The following is an 18,139-nucleotide window of genomic DNA, read 5'->3' on the forward strand; positions in this document are numbered from 1 at the left end:
AGCATGGAACAAAATCCGGTTGAGGATAATTTTATCACCCGCATCATCCTCGGTTTCGTCGTGCTCTATGCGATGCTTATTGTGGGTAGTTCGGTTGGAAACATGTTTTCGACGGATAATGGATATGTAGCATTGATCGGCTTTGTCATCGGGGCCCTCTTCGTTTTCGTGATTTTTGCGGCCCTGTACAGCAGGTACGATCAATCATACAATAGTTAATTATGGGAGTACTGTCCTCTGTTGTGCATTTTTGCAACTACTGTTCGGCCCGTTACTGGAAACGGTGACTGACTGGGGGGCCGGGCGTCGAAAGCGATTACTGACGGCTGCCCGAAGACGAAAATATGACCGCACGCTTCCCCGAGAACCGCAAGCACAACCTGGCAATCGAGTTCTCCCGGTACGCCGAGTTCGGCGTTGGCGACGTCCTCGAAACCGACGATGGCGAGGAAGTGACCGTCGAGGATTTCGCCTTTCGGTTCGAGACCGACGACTTCGTCTACTGGTTCGAGCAACTCGATGGCTCCTACACCGAGAGCGAGATCGAGGAGTGGGCGCTGGTGTCGGAGGGGGAGCGCGAGGAGTACGTCGATCCCGGGTTCGAGAGCCAGCAGATCCCAGATCCGGACGGCGCTGACGGATCGTCATGACGACCGACCCTTGCGACGGGTGTGGCGACGAGGTGCGGATCGCCGGCGGGATCGGCGACATGTGGAGTTCGTCGCAGTCAGCTACCGGCGGGATGACACTCGAACTAGCCGACGGGACCGAACACTTCCTGTGTTCGGATTGCATCGAGGCGCTGCCCGACGACCGCGAGGTCGAGGCGGCAGACGTAGCCGGCCTCGAAGGTCGAGACGATTGAGCCCTGGTGCTCGGGTTTTGGCGGCTGGTCTGTGCCGAACGTAGTGCTCCGGAGGCCAATTACCGGGTATATGGGTCCGTTTCACGAGGGTATCAGGCGGTGTCTGACGCCCTCCTGTGTGATGGATTTCCACACGAACGAATGGGGTTCGAATCAAACACGCTCCCGCCGGTCTGTCCGGCCTGTTTCCCACGGGAGCCTTCGCATCACGCTTATGTCATCGCCGGTTCAAATCTGCGCCTAATGCGAGCCGACGACATACATCCCCAGGCACAGGCCGTCGTCGACCGACAACGGCGGCTCGGTATCTCGCCGATCTCCGATCACGATCGCCGCGTGTTGCGCTTTTTGCAACGGGTGGGTACCTGGTTCGGGAATCGCGATCCGCCGGCAGTCGGCTCGACGACCGACGGCTCGATCCCGGGGCCCGACGGTGACCTTCCCGTCCGCCTATACCGGCCGGACGCGCCCGGTCCCTACCCGACGATCGTGTTCTTCCACGGCGGTGGGTTCGTCCTCGGAAGCATCGGAACCCACGACTGGCTGTGTCGACAACTGACTCGGGAGACGGGCGCGGTCGTCGTCTCGGTCGAGTATCGCCTCGCCCCGGAACACCCGTTCCCGGCGGCCGTCGAGGACGCCTACGCGGCCACCCAGTGGGCCGCGGACAACCCCGACAGGCTCGCGTCGGACGGGACGCTTGCGGTGGCAGGCGACAGCGCCGGCGGGAATCTCGCAGCCGTCGTCTCGCTGATGGCCAGGGACCGAGGCGAACCGACCATTGATTACCAGACGCTGCTCTACCCTGGGATCGGCATCAGCGACGACCAGGAGTCCGTCCGGGAGAACGACGGGATCGTTCTCTCGATCGCGGACCTCGAATGGTTCGAAAACTGCTATTACGACGGCGAGATCCACCAGCGCAACCCCTACGCCGATCCGGCGGCGGCGTGTGATCTCGCGGGCGTCGCGCCCGCGACGGTCGTGACTGCGGGGTTCGATCCGCTTCGGGACGGCGGCGTTGCCTACGCGGACCAACTCGACGCCGACGGCGTCGAGGTCACGCATCGCCACTATCCGGGGATGATCCACGGGTTTGCCACGTCCCCGGGAATCGACCGTGCCGAGACGGTCGTCAGTGACGTCGCAACCGATTTCGCTGATACGATCGGCGAAACGTCCTGAACGACGGGATGACGGAGCGAGAAAGAATCCTTACTGCGCCGTCGGCGTGTCGTCGTCGCTCATCGCTTGCTTGACCTGAAGAGCCGCGCTGGCGGCGAGTCCCTGTGCGAGATCTTCACATTCCTGGTCGTCGATCCGAAGGTTCGTATCCGGTTCGGGGGTATATCCGGCACTGACCGGTGAGCCGATCGGTGGCTGAACGGCGATCATCGCTTCGGGACCGCTGGCCCCGCTTGACAGCTCCGAGCCGACCACGAACTCGCCAGGCAGCAACTCCCGCGTCTTGGAGGCGACGCGGGACAGATCACTCCGGAGCGATCGACGCTCCTCCGGCGTGAGCTCGACCGTCGTCTCAGCGGCCCCGGAATGCGACGTATTTCCATACATGAATCGTCTCCGGATGTACGCGAGGGCCCGTTATAAACTCGCCGACTCGTGTCTTCGAGACGACGTGTCGGCCCCGCGGCTTCCGGCCGTGTGTCACTGCTCGATTAGCGTGTGGCTTTCGCCGTAGACCGCCAGGACGATCGCACAGGCGTACTCCTCAGCCGCCGTCGCCGTTGTGACTTCGACGTGCTTCTCGCCAAAGTCCCACTCCCGGATCTCGCGACCGGCCGAAAGCCCTGCCCGGACGTCTTCCCGGACCCGTCGTTCACTCGACCCGGAGACTTCATAGAAGATGCCCGGGCCATCGGGCTCGCGCGTCCAGCCGATCGCCGCCGCCGCCTTGCCTTCGTCGGTCGTCTCCGCCGCCTGGACGACGTACAGCCCGCGGCCTGCCGGACCGAGATCCGGGGCCGTCCCGACGCGTTCGATCCTCGCGTCGGCGGGGATGACCGACGACAGTGTCACGAGGTTATAGTTGTGGACGCCGGCCTCGGCCAGGGCGGCGTCGTAGGCGGCCGTCGGCGTCGGCCCGTGACCTGAGCCCATGACGATCCGAATCGCTCCCATTACCGGAAATCGGGCGAGCGGCAAGTAAAGTCCGTCGTTCGGTGGCTACGAACGCCGTCCCGATATATACACAACGACCATTATAATGATAGTTTCTCACGAACTGGGAATCCTCGGTGGGACTTACTCCGGCACTGACACTCCTGTGCGCTAAGAGACGAGTGCGCGACGAGCAATCACCGTCTCCCAGAGCATGAAAGTCATTGATCGATCGGACTTCACGGCGTTGATCGAGGAGTTGATCGCATCCGATCCGCGGGAAGTAGTCGGGGTACAGGAGCGTGGCGAGCAGTACGTTTTCGATCGGCTGGAGTCGGCCGAGCAACTCGCGCTGGAACATGACCTGACGGCACTATCGCCGAAGAAGTACGTCATGCCACAGCGTGAGACGCTGTTGACCTACGAACAGACGGACGACGACTACGAGATGCGGGCCGAGGCTGATCCGACGGGGCATATCGTCGTCGGCGTCCATCCGTACGATCTCGCAGCGATCAATCAACTCGATAAGATCTTCATCGACACGCTGCAGGACGAACCGTACCGCCGCAAGCGCGAGCATTCCGTTCTCATCGGGGTGACAATGCAGGACGTGGCCGACACCTGCTTCGCCGCGAGCATGGGCACCGCGACGATCGACTCGGGGTATGATCTCATGGTGACTGACCTTGGCGATCGTTTCGCCGTCGACATCGGGACCTTCGAGGGCGATCAGTTGCTGGAGTCGGTTCCGACCCGGAACGCGAGCGCCGAGGAGGTAGAGCGCGTCGCGGAGATCGAAGCGGACCTCGAAGACGCCTTCGATCGGGAACTCGCCTTTCCGCCGGCTGCACTCCCTACATTGCTTGAAGCCAGCTACGACGACATGGACTTCTGGGAGGACTATGCCGAGCAGTGTCTCTCGTGTGGCACCTGTAACGTGGTCTGTCCGACCTGCTTCTGTTTCAGTGTCGATATGATCCGCGACCTTGAGGGCGACAGCGGTCGCCAGGAGCGCCGCTGGGACGGCTGTTTGCTGGAGGACTTCGCGACGGTCGCCCAGGGCGAGAACTTCCGTGAGGAGGTCGCTCAGCGCCATCGCCACCGGTTCATGCGCAAGGGGTGGTACATCTACGAGCGCTACGGCGACATCGCCTGCGTCGGGTGTGGCCGGTGTACGCGCCACTGCGTCGCCGGTGTGGCCGATCCCTGTGAGGTCTACAACGAACTCAGGGAGGGACAGCATGCGTAGCCAGACGCGAAAACGCTTCGAACACGGGGAAAGCGAGTACCAGCCGATCGAGGGCCAGATCGTCTGGATCGACGACCATACTGACGACGACAAGCTGTTCGTGATCGACCTGCCCGACGGCGTTGCCCTGGATCACGAGCCCGGCCAGTTCGTCCAGCTGTTCGTCCCCGGCGTCGGCGAGGCACCGTTCTCGATCGCCTCGTCACCGACTAATGAGGGCCCCTTCGAGTTATGCATCCGCGCGGTTGGCAACGTGACCAACGCGATCCACGACATGGAAGCGGGGGACGTTGTCGGCATCCGCGGTCCCTACGGCCAGGGCTTCGACGTCGACGCCATCGCCGGCGAGGACCTCCTCTTTATCGCCGGCGGGATCGGCCTCGCACCGCTGCGCTCGGTGATCAACTACGCCCTGGATCGCCCCGGGGAGTTCGGCGAGCTGACGACGCTGTACGGCTGTACCGAGCCTGCCGAACAGCTCTTCCCGGACGAACTCGAATCGTGGGCCGCCTCCGACGTGATGGCGTACCGTGAGACCGTCGACGAGGTACCCGACGGCCAGGCGTGGGACGGACCGACGGGCGTGATCACGTCGTTGATCCCGCCGCTGGAGTTCGATCCCGAAACCACGGTCGCCCTCGTCTGTGGCCCGCCCGTGATGTACCGCTTCGTCATCAAGGCCCTCCGGGAGAAGGGGCTTGCCGACGACCGCATCTACCTCTCGCTGGAGCGAAACATGCACTGTGGCCGCGGACTCTGTGGACACTGCCAGCTCAACGAACTGTACGTCTGTCTCGACGGGCCTGTCTTTCACTATCCGACCGTCCGGGACAAGGAGGAGGCCGAAGTATGACGGGAGAGGAGAAACCGCGTGTCGCCTTCTTCGATTTCACGGGCTGTGAGGGCGATCAGCTGCAGGTCATCAATCTCGAGGACCGACTGCTCGACCTCGTCGAAGTCGTCGAGGTCGTCAGCTTCCGCGAGGCGATGACCGAACACGGAGACGACTACGAGATCGCCTTCGTCGAGGGCGGCGTCGCGACGGCCCACGACGAGCGCCGGCTGACCGATGTCCGTGACAACGCCGATGTCGTCGTCGCGCTAGGCTCGTGTGCCGCCTTTGGGGGCATCAACGCCCTCCGCAACCACCAGGACTTCGAGACGGTCAAAGAGCGGGTGTACGGCGATGACGCCGATTCGATCTCGTCCTATCCCGTGGCTCGCCCGATCGACGACGTCATCGACGTCGACTACGAGATCCCGGGCTGTCCGATCGATCGCGAGGAGTTCGTCGGGGCGGTCACGGCCCTGGTCAACGGTGCCGAACCGTCGATCCCAAACTACCCCGTCTGCCTGGAGTGCAAGTTCGAGGAGAACACCTGCGCCTTCGAGCGCGGCGAGACCTGCCTTGGGCCGATCACTCGCGGCGGCTGTTCGGCGACCTGCGTCTCGGCGGGCACCCACTGCTGGGGCTGTCGGGGCATGGTCGACCATCCGAACGAGGACGCCTACACGGACGTTCTCGAAGCCAACGGACTGACGACCGAGGAAGTCATCGAGGAGTATCAACTCTACTGGGGCTGGCAACGCAATCAGGTGGCAGTCGCTGACGGCGACTCCCAGCCCGTCGCCGACGGGGGTGAGCGATGAGTCACACGATCGACGTCGAGGGCGACCTCGTCACCCGAGTCGAGGGCCACGGCTCGATCGTGGTCAACGCCGAGGACGGCGAACTCGAAACCTGCGAGTGGCAGGTCGTCGAATCCCCGCGGTATTTCGAGTCGATGCTGGTCGGCCGCTCCTTCGAGGAGTCCCACCACGTCACCTCGCGGATCTGTGCCATCTGCTCGGTCAGTCACACGATCGCCTCGCTGCAGGCAACTGAGGCGGCCCTCGGGATCTCCGTCTCCGAGCAGGACCGCCGGCTGCGAAAGCTCGCGCTCTACGGCGAGACGCTTCAGAGCCACGTCCTCCACCTGGGCTATCTCGCGTTGCCGGATCTGGTCGGCGAGAAATCCGTCCTGCCGCTTGCTGACACGCACCCGGACGAACTGGAGACCGTGATCGATCTCCACCGGCTGGGCAACGAGCTGACGGAAGTTGTCACCGGCCGATCGGTCCACGCTCAGCGCCTGCTCCCCGGCGGTTTCTCCCAGTTTCCCGACGAGAGCGAACTCGAAGCGCTGCTCGATCGGCTCGTCAACAGCTGGGATGCCGTCGCGGAACTCGCCGACCTGCTGGCCGTTCTGGCCGATGAACTCCCCGCTTTCGAGCGTGAGACCGAGTATATCTCGCTCACCCATCCCGAGGAGTACGCTTTCGCCGAGGGCACGATCTACTCATCGGATGTCGGGGAGATCCCTGTTTCCGATTATCGGGACGTCGCCAACGAGTACGTCGTCGAGCACTCGACGGCCAAATTCGCGCGGCACGAGCGCGAGTCATACATGGTTGGCGCGCTGGCCCGCTTCAACAACAACGCCGACCAGCTTGCTCCGCGGGCCCAGGAGGTCGCCGATCGCTTCGGTCTGGACGCGCCCGTCCACAATCCGTATCTGAACAACGTCGCCCAACTTGTCGAGGTCGCCCACCTCCTCGGGGAGTCCGTCCGGCTGATCGAGGCGTTGCTGGACGATGGCCTCACCCCGCAGTCGAACTACCGCGTCCCCGAGATCGACCCGACCGCGGGCCAGGGGATTGGAGCCATCGAGGTGCCCCGCGGCGTGCTCTTCCACGAGTACGCCTACGACGACACCGGCGAGGTGACCGAGGCCAACTGCGTCATTCCCACCAACCAGAACCACGGCAACATCCAACGGGACATGGAGACGCTGGTGCCGACGATCGTCGACCACCCCGAGGACGAAATCAAGCACACCCTGGAAATGCTCGTCCGGGCCTACGACCCCTGTATCTCCTGTTCGACGCACTATCTCGACGTCGAGTTCGTCGGTGGCGAGGGATGACCGGTATCGCGAACCCGACTCGTGGAAATCACGCATGACCGCCGATCGCGCCATCGTCGCACTCGGCAATCCCTATCGTCGGGACGACGGAGTCGGGCCCGCGCTGGTTGGTCGGCTCCGCGAAGAGGGACTGTCGTCGGTGGACTGTCTCGACCTCGGCGACGCGGGGTTTGAGTTAGTGCACGTCGTCGCCGATTACGACGCCGTCGTGATCGTCGACGCGGTAGATTTCGGCGGTGATCCGGGTGAGATTGTGGTGTTCGATCCGGCTGACCCTGAAACCGCAACCGGCCGAAGGGGCACCCACGGCACTGACCCGTTCGAACTCCTGGAGGTGGCATCGCGGGTGGCGGATACGAACCCGTCGATCCGCGTCGTCGGTATCCAGCCCGCAGAGACCGGCTACGGCGACGGGCTGAGTCAACCGGTTTCTGATTCCCTTCCGGCTGGGTGCCGGACACTGCGTGCGACGGTTCGATCGCTGTAGGCCGATGGGACTGTCCCGATCGACGTGCCACGTCATGTGTATTCAAACCAAGATTGATAATCCCTGCCGACGAAGTACAAATGGTACGATGGATATTGCTGATATAGCCACCCGCGACTACATCGAAGTCGATGCGGACGAACGCCTGGGCAAAGTCCGCTCGATCTTTGAGCGCGAAAATCCCAAAGGAATTATTGTCACTGAGGCGGGTGAGTACGCCGGCGTCATCACGCAAAAGGAACTGGTACAGTCTCACGTCGAGGACCAGGCAAAGGCCCGCGCGCTGATGCAACACGCGCCGAAGATCGAGCGGACGGGCGACGTCCGTGAGACGGCCCGGGTCCTGGTCGAGAGTGGGAACAAAGTCGCGCCGGTGTTCGAGGCCAACAAGCTCTGGGGAGTCATCACCGACGACGACATTCTTTCGGCGGTCATCGACAACTTGGACGCCCTCACTGTCGAGCAGATCTTCACCGGTGACGTCGTCACTGCCACTGAGGACACAGAGGTCGGCCAGGTGATCAACAAGCTTCGCGAGCACGGGATCTCCCGGGTTCCCGTCCTGAACGACGACGGGAAGCTGACGGGGATGGTGACCCGTCACGACATCGTCGACGTCGTCGTCCGGGACATGGACAAGGCGACGACCGGCGAGCGCGCCGGCGACGTCGACCGGGTCCTCGATCTGCCCGTCTACGACGTGATGAGTAGCCCCGTCGCGACGACGACGATCGACGAGTCGGTCGAGGACGCCGTTCGACGAATGCTCGAGAACGACTACGCCGGACTCGTCGTCACGCCCGAACGCGACGACTCGCTGGTCGCCGGTATCATCACGAAGACGGACGTCCTCCGGGCGCTGTCGTTCACCGAGGAGGAACACATGGACGTCCAGATTACCAACATCAAGCTCCTTGATACGATCTCCCGCCAGGACGTTCGCGTCGGGATCGAGGACGTCGCCGACAAGTACCAGGCCATGCAGGTGCAACACGCCCACGTTCGCTTCCAGGAACACAAGGAGAAACTCCGTGGGACGCCCCTGATCAACTGCCAGATCCGCCTCCGAACCAACAAGGGCCAGGTCGCGGGCACCGGCGAGGGCTACGGGGCGAAAACCGCGTTCAACGTCGCGCTCGACAAACTCCAGCGCAACGTCCTCGAACGCAAGGGCGTCCGTAGCGACGAGGAGTACCGCGGGCAGTTGCTGCGGAAACTCGGCGAGCTGTAAGGCTCTCATCTCGGACTCGACCGAACGGAGGGCTCGACCCTTTTTCATCCATGTTTTTGCGCAAGTGGTGAGCGCCGTGCGCTCACCCGCAGCGGAAAAAGATGGAGGAGTACCGCGGGCAGTTGCTGCGGAAACTCGGCGAGCTGTAAGGCTCTCATCTCGGACTCGACCGAACGGAGGGCTCGACCCTTTTTCACCACCGGGAGAGCAAGTTCTCCCGAGCCCACACTCGCTTGCTCGCGTGGACCATGTTTTTGCGTTCGTGGTGTCCCCACCGCGTTGCGTTCGATCGGCTGTTCGGTCACAGGACGTTCGTTATCAGCTCGACGATGTCGACCTGTAGGTTCAACCACTCGACACCCTTGTATCCAAGCAGGATCCCGGCGATGCCGAGGACACCTGCGAGATTGGGCGGCGCGGGTATCGGTACTTGAATGATACCGAACAGCGCACCGACGAAGATGCCTGCCAGCAGCGCCAGAGCGATCTGAACGACCATTACACCGGCGATTGACGAGGGCCGATATTGTGTCTTCCGCTCGGCATGGCCTGCGCTCGCGATTTCTCCCCTGGATCGAGGGATATCACCCCGAATTCGTCGCGTCGATCCGCTTTCGCTGTACATCTTTCACGACCGCGAGGAAATTATCGAACAGCGTCTTTGCGTGCTGTGCTGCGGCGTAATTTTCCTCGTGAATACCCGCCAGAACGGTCTCGATTCGCTCTTTCGGGATCTCGTCTGCTTTCCCCCGCGTGATCAGTTCGGCGGTCTCCATGTCATATTCCGGATGGAACTGCACGGCGAAGACGCGCCCTTTTCGGAAGCTTTGGATGCCGTACTCGTTCTCGGCGAACACCGTCGCTCCGGGCGGCTCGTCGGTGACGTGATCGGAGTGACTCATGAACACCGTCATCGTCTCATCGATCCCATCGAGCAGGCGATTTTCCCCGTCGTGGGTGACTGTTCGGTACCCGAGTTCGTACTCACCCATGCTCTTGACGTTGCCGCCCATGACGTCCGCCAGGAGCTGGTGGCCGAAACAGACGCCCAGCGCGGGCAGGCCCGCCCGGATCGCATCGCCGACCCACATTTTCAATTCGCCGATCCATTCCCGGTCCCAGTATACCGACGCGCTCGACCCCGTGATCACGAACCCGTCGTACTGGAATCCGTCGGGTAACTCCCCGGATGGACAGTGAAATACATCGAGATCGGCGTCCAGCTCCCGCTCGAAATTTCGGCGCGTGTCCGCTGCTTCCTGAGCCGCGTTCAACAGAGCGAGACGTGGACGATCCATTTATGCTCATCTTCGCTTCCCCAGGGAAATACGGTTTCGTCTCGTCATCTTTTGCCAGTGCTGGTCGACGGTCAGTCGGCAGCGACCGAACTGACACGACGGACGTCAGCTTCCAGGCGATCGGCGTACGTCAGCCGGAGCTCTCTGGCTCGTGATTCGGTAATCTCCTGTTCCGGGTCTATTTCGTGGGTCAATGGCTCGTAGGCCGCGACGCCAAATCCCATCCGGTCGAGGTAGTCCCGAACGGCGTTCGAGTCGAGGCCCTCGTTGATCGCGGCGTCGACGTACTCGGAAACAGCATCGAATTCCGGCAGGACGATTTCCCCCGACGTGATCCGCCCTCGCTCGCCCTCGATCCGGACAGGTACCTTCGGCACCCGGCTGACGACAGTGGCGAGCTCGTCAGCCAGCCGAAGGATCTGGCTCGGAAGCGCGGCATCGGGCGATCGCCACTCGACAGTCGAAAACCGCTCGCGGAGCTGGACCGGTGTCCAGACGGCACTCTCCGGCCCGAAATACGACTCCACCCGCTCGCGATCGAACCCGGTGATGATCGACTGGGTGACGAACTCGCCGTAGCGGTGTTCGAGCCGCTTGGCCCATGACTCCAGATCGTCTGCATACGACCACAGTCGACCCTGGTGTGGCAGCGTTTCGTAGGCCATCCGCCGGTAAAGTTGCGAGCGCGCACCGGTCGTCAGGCGCTCCCGACCGAAATACGGCGAGGAATTGACCAGCGCCAGGGCCGGGTCGAGCGCGATCAGCGTGTTCAACTGCTCGATGACGTGGCCCGGCTGTTGTTCGACGTGGATGTGGGTCCCTGCACAGTGACGGACGTACTCGAAGTTCGACCCGACGACCCGATCCTGGATTCTGGTCCGCTCGCCGGGACGGTCCGGGATCTCACCGTCGTGGATTGGCGTTCCGAGCGGGACGAGGTGCTTGTCCAACTCTTGGGCCTGCTGGAGTACCATCTGTAGCCGTTTGTAGAACTCCGTTTGCAGTTCCGCCGTGGACTCGCAGGGCGTGGTCTTGATCTCGAGCAGTGGCTCGATGAACTCCCGTTCGACGCCCTCGCCCGCGTCGGTGAGCTCACCCGGATCGGTCAACCGACCCTCGTCGTCGATCACCCAGTACTCCACCTCGATGCTCCGACGGAGCGGGATCGAATCGCTGTCGTTCTTGACCGATGCGCCCCGTTCCGATGTGGTACTGAGTTTGGTGGGATCAGCCATGCTCGAAAATGCGACGACAATGACTACTCATTCGCCGGTCGAGTTCCGGGGTCTCGCTTCGACCCGATGGCCACCCTGCGGGATCCTTCCCCCTGACCGCCCGATGCCCGTCTCTGAGTCGAGCTGGTTGAACACGTGCGGAGGCCGTCTGTCGAGCCGCGTTTATCGTGTGCATTGTTCACATACACTTGCTATCGAATATCATCGGTATAATAATACTTACGGGTATATGTATCAATACTCCTTATATGATACCATCAAACGATTCCGTTCACAATCACCGCGGGGCGTCTGGAAGGGCCAGTCAGGCCATCCACACCGGGACAGTCGATCACTCCCGTTCAGGGAGTCGCCTCGACGCCGGAAACTGCGATTTTGTGGGGCGGAGAAGGGTGCCCGGAGTGGGTACCAGGATATGCAGCCGTTGTATCTATGCGGGACCGCCGAATAGTTTTCAGCCAACCGTTCGTTTATCATCACATGAACCTTCCAAATCGAGCGCTCTTGGGCGCGTTCGCTGTCGGTGCGGTGATCGGGGTTGGGCTTTACTGGCTCGTCGGAGTGATCCTTCTCGCGGTCGTGACGGCTGTCACCTGGGTGACAGCGTTCGGACTCACACTTCACATCCGGCGTGCGTACCCAGCTTTCTCGTCCGGCGAATCATGGGCCGACAAGCGATGGACTGGGTTCGCTGTCGCTGTCGTCACGCTCGCTGCCCTCATCGGAGCGGGACCGGCCCTCCCCGTTTCGGCGGACGTTCGGTTCGCACTCGGCCTCCTGGTTCTCGGTGCGTCCGTTACCGCGTATTCGGCAGGAACGCTCGCCGTGCTGGTCCGCGTCGAACTTGACTCGAACACGACGGAGTCACCACGTGTTTCAGACGTAGCGGATGACGATTGAAGGGGGGAACGGGAATGCGGTTCGTGTGCATCCTCATTTCAGGGGAACTTCTACGCTCGTCCTTTGCTGATTCCCCGGTTTGATTCGAGTGGAATCGTTGTTCAGCAAAACCGGCGTTGGTTGCGATCCTGAGGAAAGTTTTCCGGCGCGCTACGCGCGCCGGTTCACCGCCGGAGTGGGACGCAGTCCCGCGACGGCGGCCTTTTTGGCCCACCGTCAGAGCAAGCTCTGACGAGCCTTGCCTCGCTTCGCTCGGCAAGAGAGCTTTTTTGGCGGGGGTCGAGTGCTCGCCGGAGGCGAGCACGAGGCCCCCGTGAAAAAAGGTCGTCTCCTACTGGAAGCCGATCCGGTCGGAGCCGCGGGGCTGGCGCGAGTCGGGGCCGCCGCCCTTGAACTGGTCTTCCATCTGCTCGAAGTATTCTCGGATGTCGTCGGTAACGGTCGGCCGGACGCCTTCCAGCGCCGACCGGAAGTGAGCCATCCCGATCGAATCGGCGTCCTCGTTCTCCCGGAGGGACTGAATGGCCGCCTCGCGGGCGATACTCTCTAGGTCGCTGCCGACGTAGCCTTCGGTGATCTCGGCGAGTTCGCGCAGCGAGACGTCGGGTGAGAGCGGCGACTCGTCAGTGTGGATCCGGAGGATCTCCTCGCGACCGTCGACATCGGGTTCGCCGATGTAGACGAGGCGATCGAACCGACCAGAGCGGATGAGTGCGGGGTCGATCATGTCCGGGCGGTTGGTCGCGCCGATGACCATGACGTCCTCCATGTCCTCTAAGCCGTCCATCTCCGTCAGCAACTGGTTGACGACGCGTTCGGAGACGTTCGACCCCGAGCCCTGGCCGCCACGGCCGGGGGCCAGCGAGTCGAGTTCGTCGAAGAACACGACCGTCGGCGCGACCTGGCGGGCCTTCCGGAAGGTCTGGCGGATGGCCTTCTCGCTTTCGCCGACCCACTTGCTCAGTAGCTGTGGCCCGCGCACCGAGATGAAGTTGGCGTCGGTCTCGTTGGCGACGGCTTTGGCCATCAGCGTCTTGCCGGTCCCCGGTGGCCCATAGAGCAACACTCCAGATGGCGGTTCGACGCCCATCCGGTGGAACTTTTCCGGGCTGGTCATCGGCCACTCGATCGACTCCTGGACCTCGTCTTTCGCCGATTCGAGCCCGCCGACGTCGTCCCAGCTGATTTTGGGTAACTCGACGAGCACTTCCCGCATCGCCGACGGTGAGACCTCGTTGAGGGCTCCCTTGAAGTCGTCACGCTTGATGATCATCCGGTCGATAAGGCTCGGCGGGATGTCTTCCTCGTCCAGATCGATCTCGGGGAGGTACCGCCGAAGGGCCTTCATCGCGGCCTCCTTCGTCAGGCTCTCGATGTCCGCGCCGACGAACCCGTGGGTGTCCTCGGCCAGCCCCGGGAGGTCGACGTCGTCCGAGAGTGGCATCCCGCGGGTGTGGATCTTGAGGATCTCCTCGCGGCCGGTTTCGTCGGGCACGCCGATCTCGATCTCGCGGTCGAAGCGACCGGGCCGCCGGAGCGCGGGATCGACCGAGTCGACGCGGTTGGTCGCGGCGATGACGACGACCTGCCCCCGGGATTCCAGGCCGTCCATCATCGTCAGGAGTTGGGCGACGACGCGGCGCTCGACCTCGCCGGTGACGTCCTCGCGTTTGGGCGCGATCGAGTCGAGTTCGTCGATGAAGATGATCGACGGGGACTCCTCGGTGGCGTCCTCGAAGATCTCCCGCAACTGCTGTTCGGACTCGCCGTAGTACTTCGAGATGATTTCCGGGCCGGCGATCGAGAAGAAACTCGCCGAGGTCTCGTTGGCGACGGCTTTCGCCAGCAACGTCTTGCCCGTCCCGGGCGGGCCGTGCAGGAGCACGCCGCTGGGCGGTTCGATCCCCAGTTTCTTGAAGATCTGGGGGTGTTTCATCGGTAGTTCGACCATCTCGCGGACGCGCTGGATCTCGTTCTCCAGGCCGCCGATGTCCTCGTAGGTGATCCCGCCCCCGGTCTTGTCGTAGCCGGAGATGGGCTCCTCCCGAAGTTCGACGTCGGTGTCCTCGGTGATGAGGACGACGCCCTCGGGTTCGGTCTCGACGGCGATCAGCGGGATGGCCTGGCCCGGCGAGCGCATGAATGGGTGGTTCGTGCTCGACATCACGGGGACGATGTCGCGCTCGACGACCGGCCGTTTGAGGATCTGCCGTTTGACCATGCCGGCCGCGTCCGAGCCGAATTGGACGCTCGCTTCCTCGGGCGGGGCAAGCACGAGCGAGTCAGCCTTTTCGGCTTCGGCCTTCCGGATCTCGACGCGCTCGCCGATACCCGCGTCGGCATTTTGCCGGGTGAAGCCGTCGATGCGGACCGTGTCGGTGTTCCAGTCCTGGCGGTCCGCCCGCCAGACCTTCGCAGCGGTGGTCTCGGCCCCTTCGATCTCGATGATGTCGCCGGGGGAGAGCTTCAGGTGCAGCAGCGTATCGGGATCGAGGCGCGCGATGCCCCGGCCCGAGTCGTTCGGGTAGGCCTTCGCGACCTCAAGTTGAACTTCGTTCATGATGGGGATGCAGTATGTCACAGTCAGGCATCCCGGGAGATATGCTTTTTGCTACCACCGGTTGTTCAGTCGGGAAGATAGTTGGACATGCCGACCGGCGGACAGTCACCTCGGTCTCTATCGTGTTGTTAGCGGTTCGAGACGGCGTTAGTCTTCCTGCCAGTAATAGATATCCTCTTTGGGCGCCCCGCACGCTGGACATTCATCGGGGAGCTTCTCGATATCACCCATCTCGCCACAGGACCAACACCGCCACATGAGTTCAGCCTCTCCCGCAACCCCGCTGGCGAGATGCTCACTCGACAGCGCGGCGATTCCGCCGTCTGTCGAGACATAAAAGCCATGTTCGTCGAACCCCCGTACTGTCCCGAGTCTGGTACCGGCCTCGTCGTAGATCTCCGTCCCGAACGTGACGTCTGTCGGATCGGGCGCCATCGTGGCTAGTCAAACGGTACCACATCCCAAAAAGTTTTGCCTCTCTGTCAGGTCTGCCGGGAGTCACTCGGCGGACGACATTCACCAGTCGGCGAATGGACCTACTGCCGTCGATTTCCACCGTCGCACGTCACTGCGAAAACAGGCTCGTATGGACGGGCGCGAAGTCGCTGTCGGCCGGTTCGTCAGCGTCATCGTTGGTGTCCGTCACGGCCGACCCGGAGACGCCCTCGCCGAGGAAGTCCGCAAGCGGTGGGCCGACGTTTTCGGGTTCGACGAGGAACGCGTCGTGGCCGTGGTCGGATTCGACGACGTGGTGGGCCGTCTTCACGTCGGCGTCTCTGAGCGATTCGGCCAGTGACTCGGCCTGGGCGACAGTGAAGTGCCAGTCCGACGTGAAAGACATCACCAGCGCTTCTCCGTCGAAGGCCGCGAGTGCGTCGGCGTCGGATTCGAAGCCGGCGGCGAGGTCGTAGTTCTCCGTCGCCCGGGTCATCGTCAGGAAGGCGTTGGCGTCGAAGCGGCCGACGAACTTCTCGGCCTGGTAGTCGAGGTAGGACTCGACATCACGGTAGGGGAAGAAGGCGGCTGCGGGCTCCTCGGGGAAGGCCCGATGGGCCTCTCGACCGGCCGACCGGCGGCCGAACTTCCGGTCCATCGAGGCCTTCGAGAGGTACATCACGTGGCCGATCTGGCGAGCCAATGCCATGCCGTTGGTCGGTTCTGGGTGATCGTCGCCGTAGTAGTCGCCGCCGTCCCAGGCGGGATCGCCGGTGATCGCCCGGCGCTTGATGCCGTGCAGCGCCAGCGACTGGGTATCGAGTCGTGCAGAGGTCGCGATCGGGGCGATCCGATCGACGTGGTCCGGGTGGCGCTTGGCCCATGCGAGAACGTTCATGCCGCCGACGCTGCCGCCGACGACGGCGTGGAGGTGCGGGATCCCGAGTTCGTCCAACAGGGCGCGCTGGGCCTCCGTCCAGTCGCTGACCGTCACCGGCGGGAAGTCCGTCCCGTAGGGCTCGCCGGTCTCGGGGTTCGTGCTCGCGGGACCGGTCGTCCCGTAACACGAGCCGGGGACGTTCGCACAGACGACGTAGTACTCGGTGGTGTCGATGGCCTTGCCCGGGCCGACGATGTCGTCCCACCACGCGCGGGCCTGGCCGCTGGTGGCGTCGTCGGCGTCGGGATGGGAGGCGACGTGGGCAGAACCAGTCAGGGCGTGACAGATCAGCACCGCGTTGTCGCCGTCGAAGTCGCCGTAGGCCTCGTAGGCGATCTCGAGTTCGGGGATCGACTCCCCACACTCGAACTCGAATTCGCCTACCGAAACCGTCTCGTGTTCGGCGGTGACCGTCATGTAGCTGTCTCGATTCCCTCTTTGAGGTCCCCAATGATGTCTCTGACGTCTTCGATCCCGACCGACAGCCGGACCATGTCCGGCGCGACGCCGCTGGCCCGCTGTTCTTCCGGTGAGAGCTTCGCGTGTGTCGTCGAGGCGGGATGGATGACCAGTGTCTTGGCGTCGCCGACGTTCGCGAGGAACTGTGCGAGGTCGGTCTCCTCACAGAGTCGCTGACCGGCTTCGTAGCCGCCCGAGAGGCCGAACGTGACCATGCCGCCGTATCCACCCTGCAGATACTCGCTGGCTTGCTCGTGGGTCTCGTGGGCTTCGAGGCCCGGATACGATACCCATTCGACATCGGGATGGTCGGTGAGGAATTCCGCGACGCGGGTGGCGTTCTCGCAGTGCCGTTCCATGCGCACGGCAAGGGTTTCGGCTCCCTGCAGCGTCGTCCAGGCGTCGAAGGGCTTCTGGCCGTCGCCGACGTTTCGGACGGCCCGCTGGCGAGTTGCGACCGCGAACGCTCGCTTGCCGAAGCGATCGACGAAGCTCTCCCCGTCCAGTGTGCTGGCGCTGTCCCCCAGCGCGGGATACGTTTCGGGATGGTCCGCCCAGGGGAAGCTTCCGCCGTCGATCACCACGCCGCCGACGGTCGTCCCGGAGCCGTGGATCCACTTCGTCGTCGACTCCCAGACGACGTCAGCGCCGTGGTCGATCGGATTGCAGAGATACGGCGTCGCGAAGGTGTTGTCGACGACCAGCGGCGCGCCGTTATCGTGGGCGATCTCGGCGATCCGCTCGATGTCCGGCGTCACGAGCGAGGGGTTGCCGATGGTTTCGAGGTGGACGTAGGCCGTCCCGTCGTCGATGGTTTCGGCGTAGGCGTCGTAGTCAAGGGTGTCGACGAAGCGCGCTTCGATCCCCCGCTCGCGGGCGGTCGTCGTCAGATAGGAGTGGGTCCCGCCGTAAATCGAGGACGCAGAGACGATGTTCTCGCCCGCGCTCGCGAGGACGGTCGTCGTCGCATCGAGAGCGGCCATTCCCGACGCGGTCCCAACGGCGTCGACGCCATCTTCCAGTGATGCGAGGCGGCGTTCGAGGGTCCGGACCGTCGGGTTGTCGAAGCGGCTGTAGATGTTGCCCTCGGCCTCCAGTGCGTAGAGATCCGCTGCGCGATCGGCGTCGTCGAAGGCATAGGAGGTCGTCTGGTATATCGGCGGTGCGACTGCGCCGGTCTCGGGATCGGGTGTCTGGCCGGCGTGCAGACACCGCGTCCCGAAGCGTCGTGGGGGGTCCTGTCCGTTCATGTTTCGTATGCATATACCTCTGGCTTCGTATAACTAAGAGTTACGGCAAATTTGGGGCGGGTGTCGCTTTCACCCGGTGGCTCATCTCGGATCATCAGGGGCCGATCAGCGACGCGCTTGGACTGGTTGCAGCGTCGTATCAA

General features: G+C 63.2%; 20 protein-coding genes. 11 read left to right on the forward strand and 9 right to left on the reverse strand.

Annotated features, from left to right (window positions below):
- Positions 1-3 precede the first annotated feature (3 nt).
- From SVXhr_RS04790 to SVXhr_RS04805, 4 genes are all read left to right on the forward strand, one after another.
- The gene (locus SVXhr_RS04790; RefSeq protein ID WP_275739937.1) at positions 4-219 is read left to right on the forward strand and encodes a hypothetical protein; all 216 of its coding nucleotides are present in this window, start codon (positions 4-6) and stop codon (positions 217-219) included.
- Positions 220-344: 125 nt separating this feature from the next.
- Complete coding sequence (locus tag SVXhr_RS04795) at positions 345-650, forward strand: hypothetical protein (protein ID WP_275739939.1); 306 nt, start codon at positions 345-347, stop codon at positions 648-650.
- On the forward strand, positions 647-865 hold the full coding sequence (locus SVXhr_RS04800) for a hypothetical protein (protein ID WP_275739941.1): 219 nt from the start codon (positions 647-649) through the stop codon (positions 863-865). Before SVXhr_RS04795 ends, SVXhr_RS04800 begins: the two co-directional genes overlap by 4 nt.
- 243 nt (positions 866-1,108) lie before the next feature.
- Positions 1,109-2,050 carry an alpha/beta hydrolase gene (locus SVXhr_RS04805; RefSeq protein WP_275739943.1) on the forward strand — a complete coding sequence of 314 codons (942 nt, stop codon included), beginning with the start codon at positions 1,109-1,111 and terminating at the stop codon, positions 2,048-2,050.
- 30 nt (positions 2,051-2,080) lie between these two features.
- On the opposite strand, the gene SVXhr_RS04810 is transcribed toward SVXhr_RS04805, so the two are convergent.
- On the reverse strand, positions 2,081-2,437 hold the full coding sequence (locus SVXhr_RS04810; RefSeq protein ID WP_275739945.1) for a DUF5811 family protein: 357 nt from the start codon (positions 2,435-2,437) through the stop codon (positions 2,081-2,083).
- 93 nt (positions 2,438-2,530) lie between these two features.
- Positions 2,531-3,004 carry a pyruvoyl-dependent arginine decarboxylase gene (locus SVXhr_RS04815; RefSeq protein WP_275739947.1) on the reverse strand — a complete coding sequence of 158 codons (474 nt, stop codon included), beginning with the start codon at positions 3,002-3,004 and terminating at the stop codon, positions 2,531-2,533.
- A gap of 193 nt (positions 3,005-3,197) precedes the next feature.
- On the opposite strand from SVXhr_RS04815, the gene SVXhr_RS04820 reads away from it, so the two are divergent.
- The 6 genes from SVXhr_RS04820 to SVXhr_RS04845 all read left to right on the forward strand — a co-directional run bounded on the left by SVXhr_RS04820 (position 3,198) and on the right by SVXhr_RS04845 (position 8,919).
- Positions 3,198-4,235 (forward strand): 4Fe-4S dicluster domain-containing protein, encoded by a 1,038-nt coding sequence (locus SVXhr_RS04820; RefSeq protein ID WP_275739949.1) that lies wholly within the window; start codon positions 3,198-3,200, stop codon positions 4,233-4,235.
- On the forward strand, positions 4,228-5,088 hold the full coding sequence (locus SVXhr_RS04825) for an FAD/NAD(P)-binding protein (RefSeq protein ID WP_275739951.1): 861 nt from the start codon (positions 4,228-4,230) through the stop codon (positions 5,086-5,088). Before SVXhr_RS04820 ends, SVXhr_RS04825 begins: the two co-directional genes overlap by 8 nt.
- Positions 5,085-5,885: an NADH:ubiquinone oxidoreductase gene (locus SVXhr_RS04830; RefSeq protein WP_275739953.1), complete on the forward strand. Its 801-nt coding sequence runs from the start codon at positions 5,085-5,087 to the stop codon at positions 5,883-5,885. The genes SVXhr_RS04825 and SVXhr_RS04830 overlap by 4 nt, the downstream gene beginning before the upstream one ends.
- Positions 5,882-7,201: a Ni/Fe hydrogenase subunit alpha gene (locus tag SVXhr_RS04835; protein ID WP_275739955.1), complete on the forward strand. Its 1,320-nt coding sequence runs from the start codon at positions 5,882-5,884 to the stop codon at positions 7,199-7,201. Before SVXhr_RS04830 ends, SVXhr_RS04835 begins: the two co-directional genes overlap by 4 nt.
- Before the next feature lie 34 nt (positions 7,202-7,235).
- Positions 7,236-7,688, forward strand: a complete 453-nt coding sequence (locus tag SVXhr_RS04840; RefSeq protein ID WP_275739957.1) for a hydrogenase maturation protease — start codon at positions 7,236-7,238, stop codon at positions 7,686-7,688.
- 88 nt (positions 7,689-7,776) lie between these two features.
- Complete coding sequence (locus tag SVXhr_RS04845; protein ID WP_275739959.1) at positions 7,777-8,919, forward strand: CBS domain-containing protein; 1,143 nt, start codon at positions 7,777-7,779, stop codon at positions 8,917-8,919.
- A 301-nt stretch (positions 8,920-9,220) separates the two neighbouring features.
- On the opposite strand, the gene SVXhr_RS04850 is transcribed toward SVXhr_RS04845, so the two are convergent.
- From SVXhr_RS04850 to SVXhr_RS04860, 3 genes are all read right to left on the reverse strand, one after another.
- Positions 9,221-9,418 (reverse strand): XapX domain-containing protein, encoded by a 198-nt coding sequence (locus tag SVXhr_RS04850; RefSeq protein ID WP_275739961.1) that lies wholly within the window; start codon positions 9,416-9,418, stop codon positions 9,221-9,223.
- An 85-nt stretch (positions 9,419-9,503) separates the two neighbouring features.
- Positions 9,504-10,217, reverse strand: coding sequence for a type 1 glutamine amidotransferase (locus tag SVXhr_RS04855; RefSeq protein ID WP_275739963.1), 714 nt, complete (start codon positions 10,215-10,217; stop codon positions 9,504-9,506).
- A 71-nt stretch (positions 10,218-10,288) separates the two neighbouring features.
- Complete coding sequence (locus SVXhr_RS04860) at positions 10,289-11,452, reverse strand: glutamate-cysteine ligase family protein (protein ID WP_275739965.1); 1,164 nt, start codon at positions 11,450-11,452, stop codon at positions 10,289-10,291.
- 480 nt (positions 11,453-11,932) lie between these two features.
- On the opposite strand from SVXhr_RS04860, the gene SVXhr_RS04865 reads away from it, so the two are divergent.
- Positions 11,933-12,352: a sterol desaturase gene (locus tag SVXhr_RS04865; protein ID WP_275739967.1), complete on the forward strand. Its 420-nt coding sequence runs from the start codon at positions 11,933-11,935 to the stop codon at positions 12,350-12,352.
- A 331-nt stretch (positions 12,353-12,683) separates the two neighbouring features.
- On the opposite strand, the gene SVXhr_RS04870 is transcribed toward SVXhr_RS04865, so the two are convergent.
- The 4 genes from SVXhr_RS04870 to SVXhr_RS04885 all read right to left on the reverse strand — a co-directional run bounded on the left by SVXhr_RS04870 (position 12,684) and on the right by SVXhr_RS04885 (position 17,996).
- On the reverse strand, positions 12,684-14,912 hold the full coding sequence (locus SVXhr_RS04870; RefSeq protein ID WP_275739969.1) for a CDC48 family AAA ATPase: 2,229 nt from the start codon (positions 14,910-14,912) through the stop codon (positions 12,684-12,686).
- A gap of 147 nt (positions 14,913-15,059) precedes the next feature.
- Complete coding sequence (locus tag SVXhr_RS04875; RefSeq protein ID WP_275739971.1) at positions 15,060-15,347, reverse strand: rubredoxin-like domain-containing protein; 288 nt, start codon at positions 15,345-15,347, stop codon at positions 15,060-15,062.
- Between the two features lie 130 nt (positions 15,348-15,477).
- On the reverse strand, positions 15,478-16,704 hold the full coding sequence (metX, locus tag SVXhr_RS04880) for a homoserine O-acetyltransferase (protein WP_275739973.1): 1,227 nt from the start codon (positions 16,702-16,704) through the stop codon (positions 15,478-15,480).
- The gene (locus SVXhr_RS04885) at positions 16,701-17,996 is read right to left on the reverse strand and encodes an O-acetylhomoserine aminocarboxypropyltransferase/cysteine synthase family protein (RefSeq protein WP_275739975.1); all 1,296 of its coding nucleotides are present in this window, start codon (positions 17,994-17,996) and stop codon (positions 16,701-16,703) included. Before SVXhr_RS04885 ends, metX begins: the two co-directional genes overlap by 4 nt.
- Between the last annotated feature and the right edge of the window lie 143 nt (positions 17,997-18,139).

This window comes from Halorhabdus sp. SVX81 (genome assembly GCF_029207715.1).
Lineage (GTDB): Archaea > Halobacteriota > Halobacteria > Halobacteriales > Haloarculaceae > Halorhabdus.

What these genes read in the sequence shown, in the direction of transcription:
- SVXhr_RS04795 (WP_275739939.1), top strand. Translation starts at nt 345, where the DNA reads ATGACCGCACGCTTCCCCGAGAACCGCAAGCACAACCTGGCAATCGAG.
- SVXhr_RS04840 (WP_275739957.1), top strand. Translation starts at nt 7,236, where the DNA reads ATGACCGCCGATCGCGCCATCGTCGCACTCGGCAATCCCTATCGTCGG.
- SVXhr_RS04815 (WP_275739947.1), bottom strand. Translation starts at nt 3,004, where the DNA reads ATGGGAGCGATTCGGATCGTCATGGGCTCAGGTCACGGGCCGACGCCG.
- SVXhr_RS04830 (WP_275739953.1), top strand. Translation starts at nt 5,085, where the DNA reads ATGACGGGAGAGGAGAAACCGCGTGTCGCCTTCTTCGATTTCACGGGC.
- metX (WP_275739973.1), bottom strand. Translation starts at nt 16,704, where the DNA reads ATGACGGTCACCGCCGAACACGAGACGGTTTCGGTAGGCGAATTCGAG.
- SVXhr_RS04865 (WP_275739967.1), top strand. Translation starts at nt 11,933, where the DNA reads ATGAACCTTCCAAATCGAGCGCTCTTGGGCGCGTTCGCTGTCGGTGCG.
- SVXhr_RS04790 (WP_275739937.1), top strand. Translation starts at nt 4, where the DNA reads ATGGAACAAAATCCGGTTGAGGATAATTTTATCACCCGCATCATCCTC.
- SVXhr_RS04855 (WP_275739963.1), bottom strand. Translation starts at nt 10,217, where the DNA reads ATGGATCGTCCACGTCTCGCTCTGTTGAACGCGGCTCAGGAAGCAGCG.
- SVXhr_RS04835 (WP_275739955.1), top strand. Translation starts at nt 5,882, where the DNA reads ATGAGTCACACGATCGACGTCGAGGGCGACCTCGTCACCCGAGTCGAG.
- SVXhr_RS04885 (WP_275739975.1), bottom strand. Translation starts at nt 17,996, where the DNA reads ATGAACGGACAGGACCCCCCACGACGCTTCGGGACGCGGTGTCTGCAC.
- SVXhr_RS04875 (WP_275739971.1), bottom strand. Translation starts at nt 15,347, where the DNA reads ATGGCGCCCGATCCGACAGACGTCACGTTCGGGACGGAGATCTACGAC.
- SVXhr_RS04820 (WP_275739949.1), top strand. Translation starts at nt 3,198, where the DNA reads ATGAAAGTCATTGATCGATCGGACTTCACGGCGTTGATCGAGGAGTTG.
- SVXhr_RS04810 (WP_275739945.1), bottom strand. Translation starts at nt 2,437, where the DNA reads ATGTATGGAAATACGTCGCATTCCGGGGCCGCTGAGACGACGGTCGAG.
- SVXhr_RS04860 (WP_275739965.1), bottom strand. Translation starts at nt 11,452, where the DNA reads ATGGCTGATCCCACCAAACTCAGTACCACATCGGAACGGGGCGCATCG.
- SVXhr_RS04805 (WP_275739943.1), top strand. Translation starts at nt 1,109, where the DNA reads ATGCGAGCCGACGACATACATCCCCAGGCACAGGCCGTCGTCGACCGA.
- SVXhr_RS04870 (WP_275739969.1), bottom strand. Translation starts at nt 14,912, where the DNA reads ATGAACGAAGTTCAACTTGAGGTCGCGAAGGCCTACCCGAACGACTCG.
- SVXhr_RS04850 (WP_275739961.1), bottom strand. Translation starts at nt 9,418, where the DNA reads ATGGTCGTTCAGATCGCTCTGGCGCTGCTGGCAGGCATCTTCGTCGGT.
- SVXhr_RS04800 (WP_275739941.1), top strand. Translation starts at nt 647, where the DNA reads ATGACGACCGACCCTTGCGACGGGTGTGGCGACGAGGTGCGGATCGCC.
- SVXhr_RS04845 (WP_275739959.1), top strand. Translation starts at nt 7,777, where the DNA reads ATGGATATTGCTGATATAGCCACCCGCGACTACATCGAAGTCGATGCG.
- SVXhr_RS04825 (WP_275739951.1), top strand. Translation starts at nt 4,228, where the DNA reads ATGCGTAGCCAGACGCGAAAACGCTTCGAACACGGGGAAAGCGAGTAC.